Origin of the sequence: Tomitella gaofuii (assembly GCF_014126825.1) — a bacterium.
Classification (GTDB): domain Bacteria; phylum Actinomycetota; class Actinomycetes; order Mycobacteriales; family Mycobacteriaceae; genus Tomitella; species Tomitella gaofuii.
In genome coordinates this window covers 2,726,445-2,739,035 of record NZ_CP059900.1, presented here as the reverse complement: position 1 = coordinate 2,739,035, position 12,591 = coordinate 2,726,445, and the positions used below count along the sequence as shown (strand labels likewise).

The window sequence follows — 12,591 nt, the reverse complement described above, 5'->3', positions numbered from 1 at the left end:
CCGGGTCAGACCCGGCTGCCCCCGCCGCCGGCGAACGGGATGACCACCACCCGGTCGTCGGTGGCCACCGCGCCGCCCGAGGACTTGTTGACCGTCGAGCCCCAGATGGTGCCGTCGCCGGCGATGAGCGCGGCGCCGAAATGGCCGTACTTGTCCTCGGCGAGCACCAGCGGGTCGCCCGTGACGGCGCCGCTCTCCTTGCTCACGGTCACCGCGGCGACGGACTTCGCGCCGTCGAGGGCGGTGACCACGGTGCCGTCCGCGGCTGCGCAGCCGCCGACGCCCGGCTTGTCCGGCCACGACCACACGAGTGTGGGCGTCGAGCCGTCGGCGGTGATCCGCTGCAGCCGGTCCATCGTCGGCGCGCGGTCGGTGATCCACAGCGCGCCGGTCTGCGCGTCGCGGCACAGCCCGCCCGCGGTGCCGAATCCGCCGGCGATCACGGTGGGGTTCCGCGCTCCGGGGGCCGGGTCCTGCACTTGGAGCAGCTTGCCGGACAGCGACGCGGGATCGGCGCCGCCGCCCGCGTCGCCGGTGAGGATGGTCAGTCGGCGGGGCTCGGTGAAGACCAGGTCACCCGCGTTGCCGGTGGGCCCCTTGGGGATTCCGGTGAGGATGGGCTTGGGGGCGTCGCCCTGGGTGAAGCGGACCACGCGGTTGTCCTGCGGCGTGGTGATGTAGGCGTAGACGAGGTGGTCCTCGGCGAAGGTGGGCGACAGGGCCAGGCCGGTGAGCCCGCCGTCGCCGACCGGGTCGACGGGGATGCGCGCGTACTCGGCGGGGTCGCCGTCGCGCGGGACCGTCATGATGCGCCCCGTGGTCCGCTCGGCGACGAGCGCTGTGCTGCCGTCCGGCAGCATCACCATGGCCCCGGTGGTGTCGAGGCAGGTGGCGATGACGGACGGGTCGGGGTCGTCGCAGGGGCCGGCGGGCGGCGGCGGGGGAGTGCTCTGCCCCGGCGGCGGGGGCGGCTGCGGGGCCTGCCCGGGGGGCGGCTGTTCCGGTTGGATCCCCGCGCCGGACACGGTCTCCGGGACGGCGTGGAACGGTGCGGTCTCCGCGCCGCCGAAGCGCGCGCAACCGGTGAGCAGCCCCACTGTCGCGACGACGGCGGCGGCCCCCGTGGCCACCGGCCTCAGGGACCGCAGGCGCGTCGACGAGTTCCACTCCACGCCCGCCAACCTTACGGAATCCCGGGCGATCGGGCCCGCGCCGGGCCGTCCGCCGCCCGCCACGCCCTCACGAGGTCCCCGACGGGGACGCGCGCGCGTTCTAGTGTGGGGCTGTGAACGACGCATCCCGGCCGTCAGACGGCAACGACGCAGGCGATATCCCGGCCACCGGCGGCTCCGCGCCACAGCCGCCGCAGCAGGGCGGCGCCCGGACGGGGGCCGCGACGCGGGAAGGCGGCGCGGACACCTCGGCCATGGGCGTGGGCACCAGCCCGTTCGACGAGCCCACCGGCGAGTTCCCGCCGGCCACGGGCGGCCCCGGGTGGGGCGGTATCGGCGCGGACGAGCCGGACCCGGAGACCCGGGTGATCCCGCGCAGGCAGGTGATCAGCCGCGAGGACGACGTGTTCGGCCCCGGCGGCGACGAGCAGCAGACCACGCGCATCCCCTCGTACGAGGAACTGAGCGCGGGCGCCCCGGACCCCGCCCGGCGTGAACCCGCCGACATCGCCGCCGCGATGGACCAGGCGCTGACGGACTCCCCGGTGAAGGCCAAGCGCGGCACTCTCGACATCGGCCTGCTGGTGATCCGGGTGGTGCTCGGTGGCATCCTGTTCGCCCATGGGCTGCAGAAGCTCACCGGCAAGTGGGGCGGACCCGACCTGGACGGGTTCCGCACCGTGCTGGAGTCCAGCGGCTTCAACTACGCGCACGCGCTCTCGATCGCGGGTCCTGTCGGCGAGGTGGTGGTGGGTGCACTGCTCGTGGTGGGGTTCCTCACGCCGTTGGCGGCCGCGGGCGCGGTGGCGATCCTCATCAACGCGTGGTGCTTCATGCAGGCGTCGACGCCGGGCCTGCAGTTCTTCACCAATCAGTCGGGGGCGGCCGGCTCTGGCGTGGAGTTCGAGACGATGCTGCTCGCCGTGGCCGTGGGGGTCACCCTGACCGGCGCGGGCCTGCTGTCGCTGGACGTCAATCGGGGGTGGACCCGGCGTCCGTTCCTCGGCTCGTTCGCTTTCCTTCTGCTCGGCGTCGCGGCCGGCGTGGTGATCTGGGTGGTCTTCAACGGGGCCAACCCCTTCGGCTGACGCCCGTGGCCTGAAACGGCGCGCAGCCCCTCCCGGCGGGGAGGGGCTGCGCGCCGTTTCGGCGTCCCGGGGTCGGCGCCTCAGTCGACGATGCGCACCGCGCCCTTGTCGGCCGACGAGGCCATCGTGGCGTAGGCGCGCAGCGCCTTGGTGACCGTCCGCTCGCGGCCGACGGGCGTCCACGGCTGTTCGGAGGCCTCCATGGCTGCGCGGCGGCGGGCCAGCTCCTCGTCGGCGACGAGCACCTCGAGCGTGCGGGAGGCGACGTCGATGCGGATCTGATCGCCGTTCTCGATCAGGCCGATGGCACCGCCCGCAGCCGCCTCGGGGGAGACGTGCCCGATGGAGAGGCCCGAGGTGCCGCCGGAGAAGCGGCCGTCGGTGATGAGCGCGCACACCTTGCCCAGACCGAGCCCCTTGAGGAACGACGTGGGGTGGAGCATCTCCTGCATGCCGGGGCCGCCCGCCGGACCCTCGTAGCGCACCACGACGACCTCGCCGGGCATGACCTTCTTGCTGAGGATCTCGGAGACCGCCTCCTCCTGCGACTCGACGACGTGCGCGGGCCCGGTGAAGCTGAACAGGTCCTCGTCGATGCCGGCGGTCTTGAGCACCGCGCCGTTCTCGGCGATGTTGCCGCGCAGCACGCACAGCCCGCCCTCGGCGGTGTACGCGTGCGCGAGGTCGCGGATGCAGCCGCCCGCGGCGTCGGTGTCGAGTGACGACCACCGGTTGTCGGTGGAGAACGGCGTGGTGGTGCGCACCCCGCCGGGCGCGGCGTGGAAGATCTCGAGCGCCTCGTCGGTGGCGGTGCCGGAGCGGATGTCCCAGGCGCCCAGCCACTGGTCGACGGTGGGGGTGTGGACCGTGCTCACGTCCTTGCTGAGCAGGCCCGCCCGGTGCAGTTCGCCCAGCAGCGCGGGGATTCCGCCGGCCCGGTGCACGTCCTCCATGTGGTAGTCGGAGTTCGGGGCCACCTTGGACAGGCACGGCACGCGGCGGCTGATGGCGTCGATGTCGTCGAGGTCGAAGTCGATCTCGCCCTCCTGCGCGGCGGCGAGGATGTGCAGCACGGTGTTCGTGGACCCGCCCATGGCCACGTCCAGCGACATGGCGTTGGCGAAGGCCTCGCGCGAGGCGACGGAGCGGGGCAGGACGGACTCGTCGTCGTCGCCGTAGTAGCGCCGGGCGATGTCGACGACGGTGCGGCCGGCGTCCGTGAACAGCGCTCGGCGCGCGGCGTGCGTCGCGAGCGTGGAGCCGTTGCCGGGCAGGGCGAGGCCGAGCGCCTCGGTGAGGCAGTTCATGGAGTTGGCGGTGAACATCCCCGAGCACGACCCGCAGGTGGGGCACGCGGACGCCTCGACTTCGGCCAGGCCGGCGTCGTCGACGGCGTCGCTGGCGCTCGCGGAGATCGCGGTGATCAGGTCCGTGGGCGCCTGCGCCACGCCGTCGACCACCACCGCCTTGCCGGCTTCCATGGGGCCGCCGGAGACGAAGACGGTGGGGATGTTCAGGCGCATCGCGGCGTTGAGCATGCCGGGGGTGATCTTGTCGCAGTTGGAGATGCACACGAGGGCGTCGGCGGTGTGCGCATTGACCATGTACTCGACCGAGTCGGCGATGATCTCGCGGCTGGGCAGCGAGTAGAGCATGCCGCCGTGGCCCATGGCGATGCCGTCGTCCACGGCGATCGTGTTGAACTCCTTGGCCACGCCGCCGGCGGCGCGCACCGCCTCGGCGACGATCTCGCCGACGTCCTTGAGGTGCACGTGGCCGGGGACGAACTGGGTGTAGGAGTTGGCGATCGCGACGATGGGCTTGCCGAAGTCCGAATCGGTCATTCCGGTGGCGCGCCACAGGGCGCGGGCGCCCGCGGCCCCGCGGCCGGCGGTGGTGGTTCTGGAGCGGAGTGGTGGCATGCTCGACCTCGTCGTCTCGTGGCTCGTCGTTCTGGAACCCGGGGCGTCCCGGGACCCGGGGCGTCTCGCGGGGTGTGATGGCCCGCTGCGGAGGTTACTCGGGGTCCTCTTCGACCCGGTCGGCGCGGGCCGGGGCGTCGTCGCCGGGGTCGTCGGCCGGCGCCTGCGAGCGCAGCACGGTGGGGTCGGGGAGGCGCCCTCCGCTGGCCTGCGAGACCCGTGGGATGTCGTTCCAGGTGACGGCGGACAGCCGCACCACCGTCCCGTCGCGCAGATACGCGCGCGCCCAGCTGATGCCGAACACCCGCGGGTGCGGGAACACGACGCCGCGCACCTGGTCCCACGGCACGGATCGGTGGCCGGTGGTGGTGCGGACCTCCGCCCCGGCGGGCGAGACGGTGGTGCGCATGCGCGCCACCCACCACGCGAGGAATACCGGAATGAGCAGCAGCCAGCCCGTGTAGGCCGGCCAGTTCAGGACGGGGATGAGGATGAGGGCGGCCAGGCAGGCGACGACGAAGTAGCCGCTGCCGGGGATGCGGAACACCGCGGGCGCGGGAGCGGCGGGGGGCTGTTCTTCCGCCGGGGTATCATCGGGGGGAACGTCATGCGAGGGCGACACGATCCCGATCCTCGCATCCCGGCCTCGGGCTCCCTCACCATGGGACACCCCTCGTGCGGGTTCGGTAGCAGATGGCGTCCGGCACGCCCGGTCGTCCTTCGATGCCGCTGGAGTTGACTATGCGCCCGCTGCGCGCATACTGTCATGGGCATGAAGCACTCGGAATTGCTCGTAATCGGCTGGCGCGGCCAAGCGTGAACCGACCAGTCACCTGAGCCGTTCCCGCTTCGACGCGCCACCCTCGTACAGCAGCTTCTGCTGGCGGGGGTTTTTTGTTGTCCCCAGCACCGACCACCCCCGTCCCCGCGCACGGAAACACTGCGCGGCGGGCCCGACCAGAGGAAGCATGCAGTGAGCGCACCCACCGCGCGGCCGCAGCCGCAGCCGCGGAAGGCCACGTCCACCAGTGCCGATGATTCGACGTCCGACGGCACGCTCGTCGCCGCCCAGGAGACCGCCGCGGCGGTCTCCGGCCGCCGCACCGTGCCCCCGGAGATCGTGACCGGCGCGCAGTCGGTCGTCCGGTCGCTCGAGGAGCTCGGCGTCGACACGGTCTTCGGCATTCCGGGCGGTGCGATCCTGCCGGTCTACGATCCGCTGTTCGACTCGCAGCGCGTGCGCCACGTCCTCGTCCGGCATGAGCAGGGCGCCGGCCACGCGGCCACGGGGTTCGCCCAGGCCACGGGTCGCGTCGGAGTGTGCATGGCGACGTCCGGGCCGGGCGCGACCAACCTGGTGACCCCGTTGGCGGACGCGCAGATGGACTCGGTGCCGGTGGTGGCGATCACCGGCCAGGTGGCGCGGACCCTCATCGGCAGCGACGGGTTCCAGGAGGCCGACATCGCGGGAATCACCATGCCCGTGACCAAGCACAACTTCCTCATCGGCGACGCGGCGGACATCCCCCGGGTGATCGCCGAGGCGTTCCACATCGCGTCGTCGGGCCGGCCGGGTGCGGTGCTCGTGGACATTCCCAAGGACGTGCTGCAGGCGCAGACCACCTTCATCTGGCCACCGGAGATGAACCTGCCCGGGTACCGCCCGGTCACCAAACCCCACGTCAAGCAGGTGCGGGAGGCGGCGCGGCTCATCGCCGCCGCCAAGGCGCCCGTGCTCTACGTGGGCGGCGGCATCATCAAGGCGGAGGCCTCGGCGGAACTGCTGGAGCTGGCCGAGCTCACCGGCATCCCCGTGGTCACCACGCTCATGGCGCGCGGCGCCTTCCCGGACAGCCACCCCCAGCACTGCGGCATGCCCGGCATGCACGGGGCCGTGTCCGCGGTGGCGGCGCTGCAGCGCGCAGACCTGCTCGTCACCCTCGGCGCCCGGTTCGACGACCGCGTCACCGGCAAGCTCGATTCGTTCGCGCCGCATGCCAAGGTGGTCCACGCGGACATCGATCCGGCCGAGATCGGCAAGAACCGGCACGCGGACGTCCCCATCGTCGGCGACTGCCGCGAGGTGATCGTCGAGCTGCTGCGCGCCATCCGCGAGGAGCGCACGTCCGCGCCCGCGCCGGACCTGTCCGAGTGGTGGGCCTACCTCGACGGCCTGCGGGCGACGTACCCGTTGAGCTACGACCGGCCGGCCGACGGCGCGCTGTCCCCCGAGTACGTCATCGAGGCGGTCGGCAAGGCCGCCGGTCCGGACGCCGTCTACGTGGCCGGCGTGGGGCAGCACCAGATGTGGGCCGCGCAGTTCGTGCACTACGAGAAGCCGCGCACGTGGCTCAACTCGGGCGGTCTGGGGACCATGGGCTACGCCATCCCGGCGGCGCTCGGCGCCAAGATGGGCATGCCGGACACCGAGGTGTGGGCCATCGACGGCGACGGCTGCTTCCAGATGACCAACCAGGAGCTGGCCACCGCCGCCATCGAGGGGGTGCCGATCAAGGTCGCGCTGATCAACAACGGCAACCTGGGCATGGTCCGCCAGTGGCAGACGCTCTTCTACGAGGAGCGGTACTCCAACACCGACCTGGCCACGCACTCGCGGCGCATCCCCGATTTCGTCGCCCTCGCCGAGGCGCTGGGCTGCGTGGGACTGCGGTGCGAACGCGAGGAGGACGTCGAGGCGGTGATCGCGCAGGCCCGCGCCATCGACGACCGCCCGGTGGTCATCGACTTCATCGTGGGCGCCGACGCCCAGGTGTGGCCGATGGTCGCCTCCGGCACCGGGAACGACCAGATCATGGCGGCCCGCGACATCCGGCCGCTGTTCGACGACGACGAGACCGCGGAGCCGGCCGCCATCGAGGCGGCCGCCGAGGCGCAGGATCGGCACCGGCTCACCGCCGCCGGCGGCGAGACGGCGCAGACCGAGACGGAGGGAACCGACAAGTGAGCACCACCCACACGCTGAGCGTCCTGGTCGAGGACAAGCCGGGCGTGCTCGCGCGCGTGTCGTCGCTGTTCTCGCGGCGCGGCTACAACATCGCCTCGCTCGCGGTCGGCAGCACCGAGGTGCCGGGCATCTCACGGATGACGATCGTCGTGACGGTCGAGGACTTCCCGCTCGAGCAGGTGACCAAGCAGCTCAACAAGCTCGTCAACGTCATCAAGATCGTCGAGCAGGACCCGGCCAACTCGGTGGCCCGCGAGCTCGTGATGATCAAGGTCCGCGCCGACGCCACCGTGCGCTCACAGGTGATCGAGGCGGTGGGCCTGTTCCGCGCCAAGGTCATCGACGCGTCGCCGGAGGCGCTCACCATCGAGGCCACCGGCACGCGCGACAAACTCGAGGCCTTGATGCGGATGCTCGACGACTACGGCATCCGCGAGATCGTCCAGTCCGGGGTGGTCGCGGTGGGCCGCGGCCCCAAGTCGATCACGGCGACCCGATAGATTCACCGGTACACGGCCGGAGACTCCGGTCACGCACCGCACGCACAATGCTCGTCCTCGGCACTGGCAGCACCGCCGAACACTCTATGAAGGGAAATCAACGTGGCAGTCGAGATCTTCTACGACGACGATGCCGATCTGTCGATCATCCAGGGCCGCAAGGTCGCTGTGATCGGCCACGGCAGCCAGGGGCACGCGCACTCGCTGAGCCTGCGCGACTCCGGCGTGGACGTGCGCATCGGCCTCAAGGAGGGGTCCAAGTCGCGGGCCAAGGCGGAGGAGCAGGGGCTCACGGTCGGCACCCCCGCGGAGGTCAGCGCGTGGGCCGACGTCATCATGCTGCTCGCGCCGGACACCGCGCAGGCGTCGATCTTCACCAATGACATCGAGCCCAACCTCAAGGACGGCGACGCGCTGCTGTTCGGGCACGGCCTCAACATCCACTTCGAGCTGATCAAGCCGGCGGCGAACATCACCATCGGCATGGTCGCGCCCAAGGGTCCCGGCCACCTGGTGCGCCGCCAGTTCGTCGACGGCAAGGGCGTCCCCTGCCTCATCGCCGTCCAGCAGGACCCCAAGGGTGAGGGCCAGGCGCTGTGCCTGTCCTACGCCCGGGGCATCGGCGGCACGCGCGCCGGCACGATCAAGACCACCTTCAAGGAAGAGACCGAGACCGACCTGTTCGGCGAGCAGGCGGTGCTGTGCGGCGGCACGGAGAAGCTGGTGCAGACCGGCTTCGAGGTGATGGTCGAGGCCGGCTACGCGCCGGAGATGGCCTACTTCGAGGTGCTGCACGAGCTCAAGCTCATCGTCGACCTGATGTACGAGGGCGGCATCGCGCGGATGAACTACTCGGTGTCCGACACCGCGGAGTTCGGCGGCTACCTGTCCGGTCCGCGCGTCATCGACGAGTCCACCAAGGAGCGCATGCGCGAGGTGCTCGCCGACATCCAGTCGGGCGAGTTCGTCAAGCGCCTCGTCGCCAACGTCGAGGGCGGCAACAAGGAGCTCGAGGCGCTGCGCAAGGAGAACGCCGAGCACCAGATCGAGGTCGTCGGCGGCAAGCTGCGCAGCCTCATGAGCTGGGTCGACCGCCCCATCACCGAGACGGCCTGACGCCCCTCCGCGCGCGGACGCAGGCGCACCGCGCGCAGTCGACGCCGCCCGCCCCCGGCAGTGGGGGCGGGCGGCGTCGTCGTTTGCGGAGGTTCCCGGTCCGTGACCGTGCGTGACCGTGCGTGCCGGTCAGATGGGCCGGAACCCGGCGCCGACACCGCCGGCGGCGTTGATCGCGTCCAGCGCCGCGACCATGGTGGTGCCCACGGTGGGGCTCAGGCAGGGCACCTGGATGAAGGCGTTGACCATGCCGACGAGGGTCGTGCCGACCACCACGGGCGCGCCGGAATCGCCCTCCATGACGCAGATCTGGGTCCAGGTCTCGTGCCGCACGGTGTCGGTGAGCCAGGTGACGCCGCACGTGACGCCGGTGGTGCGCCCGTCCTTGCAGGCGACGCCGGGAAAGTTGACGGGGCTGCCGGTGCGCGTGATCGTGATGCCGCCCACCTCGTTGACGGGGACGACCAACGCGGGGTCGAACTGCACGACGGCGACGTCGAGCGCCGGGTACTCGTCGACGATCGTGCCGACCGGTGTGCCGTCCCAGCCGAACTCCGGCACCACCGCGTCGCCCGGGTCGCCGCAGTGCCCGGCGGTGAGGCCCACGAGCCGGCCGCCGCCGTCCTGCCCGATCGTCGTGAGCGTGCATGCCGCGATGTCGCCCGCCCCGTCCACCAGGAGGATCCCGGAGCCGCCGCCCAATACCGCCTGGGCCGGTGCGGCCGTGGCGGGCGCGGCCAGCGAGACCGCCGATGCCGCCGTGACGACCGCCGCGGCCGCGGCCGTCCACGCCCTGCGCATCCGGTGCGGACGCGCCGTGCGCGCGCGGAAGCGCGGGTTGTGTGTGCGGGAAAGAACGTGCACGGGTGATCCCCTCGTCTCGACCGGTCCGCATTCGTCGCGGATGGTGCCATCGTATGGGAGCACAATCCGTGTCACCGCTACAAGAGGCGCGCGGCGGCGGGCGGCGCCGGATGCGACGTCGGGACTGCGGCCACGGGGCCGTAAGCTGGGGCGGTCCAGATATTCCACTACCGCAGGGGAGACACACCCGTGACCCAGTCAGGCCGTCCCGTAGTCCTGATCGCAGACAAGCTGGCCCAGTCGACCGTCGAGGCGCTCGGGGGAGATGTCGAGGTCCGCTGGGTCGATGGTCCCCATCGGCCCGAGCTGCTCGCCGCGGTCCCGGATGCGGACGCGCTGCTGGTGCGCTCCGCGACGACGGTGGATGCCGAGGTGCTCGCCGCGGCCCCCAACCTGAAGATCGTGGGACGCGCCGGGGTGGGCCTGGACAACGTCGACATCCCCGCCGCCACCGAGCGCGGCGTGATGGTGGTCAACGCGCCCACCTCCAACATCCATTCCGCGGCGGAGCACGCGATCGCGCTGCTCATGTCCACGGCGCGGCAGATTCCTGCGGCGGACAAGACGCTGCGCGACGGTGAGTGGAAGCGCAGCAGCTTCAACGGCGTCGAGCTGCTCGACAAGACCGTCGGCATCGTCGGCCTCGGGCGCATCGGCCAGCTGGTGGCGCAGCGGCTGGCGGCGTTCGAAACCAAGATCGTCGCCTACGACCCCTACCTGCCGGCCGCGCGCGCCGCGCAGCTCGGGATCGAACTGCTCAGCCTGGACGAGCTCCTCGCGCGCGCGGACATGATCACCGTGCACCTGCCGAAGACGCCGGAGACCAAGGGCCTCATCGGCGCGGAGCAGCTGGCGGGCATCAAGGAGGGCGCCATCATCGTCAACGCCGCGCGCGGCGGCCTCATCGACGAGGACGCCCTGCACGACGCCATCGTCTCCGGGCGGGTGCGCGGCGCCGGATTCGACGTCTACGCCACCGAGCCGTGCACGGATTCCCCGCTGTTCGCCCTGGACCAGGTGGTGGTGACCCCGCACCTGGGCGCGTCCACCGCGGAGGCGCAGGACCGCGCGGGCACGGACGTCGCCAAGTCCGTGCTGCTGGCGCTGGCCGGCGAGTTCGTCCCCGACGCCGTCAACGTCTCCGGAGGCCCTGTGGGCGAGGAGGTCTCGCCCTGGCTCGAGCTGGTGCGCAAGCTCGGCCTGGTCGCCGGGATCCTCTCGGAGGGCGCGCCCAGCACGGTGCAGGTGGACGTGCGCGGCGAGCTGTCCTCCGCCACCGTCGAGATCCTCGGGCTCGCCGCGCTGCGCGGCATGTTCTCGGCGATCACCGACGACGCGGTCACCTTCGTCAACGCGCCGCAGATGGCCGAGCAGCGCGGCGTCACCGTCAGCGTGGACACGCACACCGAGAGCAGCACGCACCGCAGCGTGGTGGAGGTCAAGGCCGTCACGGCGGACGGCGGCGTGGTGTCGGTGGCGGGCGCGCTCACTGGGCTGCAGCAGGTGGAGAAGCTGGTCAGGATCAACGGCCGCAGCTTCGACATCCGCGCCGAGGGCAACAACGTGCTCATCAGCTACGCGGACGCCCCGGGCGCGCTGGGCAAGATCGGCACGGTGCTGGGCGACGCGGGCATCGACATCCAGGCCGCGGCCCTCTCGCACGACGCGGAGGGCACCGGTGCCACGATCATCCTGCGGCTCTCCGAGACGGCGTCCGACGACGTGCTCACCGGCCTCAAGGACGCCGTGTCCGCCTCCCGCGTCGAGCAGGTCGAGCTGTCCTGACGACGCGGCGGGGCCGGCCCGCGCCCACCGCTGCCGCCGCGGACCGGCGGCGTGTCCTACTGACGAATACGCGGCGCGCCGCCCGGTGCTCCGCGGACCATGCGAAGTGAGGAAACGATGAAACTCGCCGTCATCGCAGGCGACGGGATCGGCCCCGAGGTGGTCGGCCAGGCCCTGGGGGCGCTGCGTACCGTGGTTCCGGGCGTGGAGACCACCGAGTACGACCTGGGCGCCCAGCGGTATCACCGCACCGGGGAGCTCATGCCGGACGGCGTGCTCGACGAGATCCGCGGGCACGACGCGATCCTGCTCGGCGCGATCGGCGACCCGTCCGTGCCCAGCGGCGTGCTCGAGCGCGGCCTGCTGCTCAATACGCGGTTCGCGCTGGACCACCACGTGAACCTGCGCCCGTCCAAGCTGTACGCGGGCGTGACGAGCCCGCTGTCCGGGACGCCGACGATCGACTTCCTCGTCGTCCGCGAGGGCACCGAGGGGCCCTACACCGGCACGGGCGGCGCCATCCGGGTGGATACGCCGCACGAGGTCGCCACCGAGGTCAGCACCAACACCCGGTTCGGTGTGGAGCGCGTGGTGCGCTACGCGTTCGAGAAGGCGTCCGCGCGCCGGGGACGCCTCACGTTGGTGCACAAGAACAACGTGCTGGCCTACGCGGGCACGTTGTGGACCCGCACGGTCGAGGAGGTCGGCGCCGAGTACCCGGATGTGGAGCGGGCGTACATGCACGTCGACGCCGCCACCATCCACATGGTGACCGACCCGGGACGGTTCGACGTGATCGTCACCGACAACCTGTTCGGGGACATCATCACCGACCTCGCGGCCGCGGTCAGTGGCGGCATCGGGCTGGCGGCCAGCGGCAACATCGACGCCACAGGCACCAATCCGAGCATGTTCGAGCCGGTGCACGGCAGTGCTCCGGACATCGCCGGTCAGGACAAGGCCGACCCCACCGCCGCGATCCTGTCGGCCTCACTGCTGCTCGAACACCTCGGACGCACCGAGGAGTCCGCACGCATCGAGCAGGCCGTCGCCGCGGACCTGCGCGAGCGCACGGGGTCCGCGGGCACCGCGGAGACGGGCGAACGCATCATCGCGCGCATCTGAGGCGCGGCGACCGCTTCTGCGGCACGGCGACGGCCCGCCCCCGGCACGATCGGG

At 71.9% G+C, this 12,591-nt stretch carries 10 protein-coding genes; 6 read left to right on the top strand and 4 right to left on the bottom strand.

Translation table 11 applies throughout. The annotated features are described in order from the left end of the window. Positions 1-5: 5 nt before the first annotated feature. A complete protein-coding gene (locus H4F70_RS12710; protein WP_235681091.1) occupies positions 6-1,172 on the bottom strand; it encodes a PQQ-dependent sugar dehydrogenase in 1,167 nt (388 codons plus the stop codon). Positions 1,173-1,285: 113 nt separating this feature from the next. Here H4F70_RS12710 and H4F70_RS12705 point away from each other — a divergent pair, with 113 nt between their 5' ends. After that, entirely contained in the window at positions 1,286-2,260 is a 975-nt protein-coding gene (locus H4F70_RS12705; protein WP_182357453.1) for a DoxX family protein, read from the top strand. Positions 2,261-2,340: 80 nt separating this feature from the next. On the opposite strand, the gene ilvD is transcribed toward H4F70_RS12705, so the two are convergent. Both ilvD and H4F70_RS12695 read right to left on the bottom strand, forming a co-directional pair. Continuing rightward, entirely contained in the window at positions 2,341-4,182 is a 1,842-nt protein-coding gene (gene ilvD, locus H4F70_RS12700; protein ID WP_182357452.1) for a dihydroxy-acid dehydratase, read from the bottom strand. 94 nt (positions 4,183-4,276) lie between these two features. Continuing rightward, positions 4,277-4,804 (bottom strand): PH domain-containing protein, encoded by a 528-nt coding sequence (locus H4F70_RS12695; RefSeq protein ID WP_182357451.1) that lies wholly within the window; start codon positions 4,802-4,804, stop codon positions 4,277-4,279. 351 nt (positions 4,805-5,155) lie between these two features. Here H4F70_RS12695 and H4F70_RS12690 point away from each other — a divergent pair, with 351 nt between their 5' ends. The 3 genes from H4F70_RS12690 (at position 5,156) to ilvC (ending at position 8,763) form a co-directional block, all read left to right on the top strand. After that, complete coding sequence (locus tag H4F70_RS12690) at positions 5,156-7,147, top strand: acetolactate synthase large subunit (protein ID WP_182357450.1); 1,992 nt, start codon at positions 5,156-5,158, stop codon at positions 7,145-7,147. Next, the gene (gene ilvN, locus H4F70_RS12685; RefSeq protein ID WP_182348531.1) at positions 7,144-7,647 is read left to right on the top strand and encodes an acetolactate synthase small subunit; all 504 of its coding nucleotides are present in this window, start codon (positions 7,144-7,146) and stop codon (positions 7,645-7,647) included. The genes H4F70_RS12690 and ilvN overlap by 4 nt, the downstream gene beginning before the upstream one ends. Positions 7,648-7,749: 102 nt before the next feature. Continuing rightward, positions 7,750-8,763, top strand: a complete 1,014-nt coding sequence (gene ilvC, locus H4F70_RS12680; protein WP_182357449.1) for a ketol-acid reductoisomerase — start codon at positions 7,750-7,752, stop codon at positions 8,761-8,763. Between the two features lie 129 nt (positions 8,764-8,892). Here the strand turns inward: ilvC and H4F70_RS12675 are convergent, their stop codons facing one another. After that, positions 8,893-9,564 (bottom strand): S1 family peptidase, encoded by a 672-nt coding sequence (locus tag H4F70_RS12675; protein WP_182360387.1) that lies wholly within the window; start codon positions 9,562-9,564, stop codon positions 8,893-8,895. Between the two features lie 252 nt (positions 9,565-9,816). Here H4F70_RS12675 and serA point away from each other — a divergent pair, with 252 nt between their 5' ends. Next, positions 9,817-11,412, top strand: a complete 1,596-nt coding sequence (serA, locus tag H4F70_RS12670; RefSeq protein ID WP_182348529.1) for a phosphoglycerate dehydrogenase — start codon at positions 9,817-9,819, stop codon at positions 11,410-11,412. Positions 11,413-11,529: 117 nt separating this feature from the next. Next, positions 11,530-12,537, top strand: coding sequence for a 3-isopropylmalate dehydrogenase (locus H4F70_RS12665; protein ID WP_182357448.1), 1,008 nt, complete (start codon positions 11,530-11,532; stop codon positions 12,535-12,537). Positions 12,538-12,591: the final 54 nt, after the last annotated feature.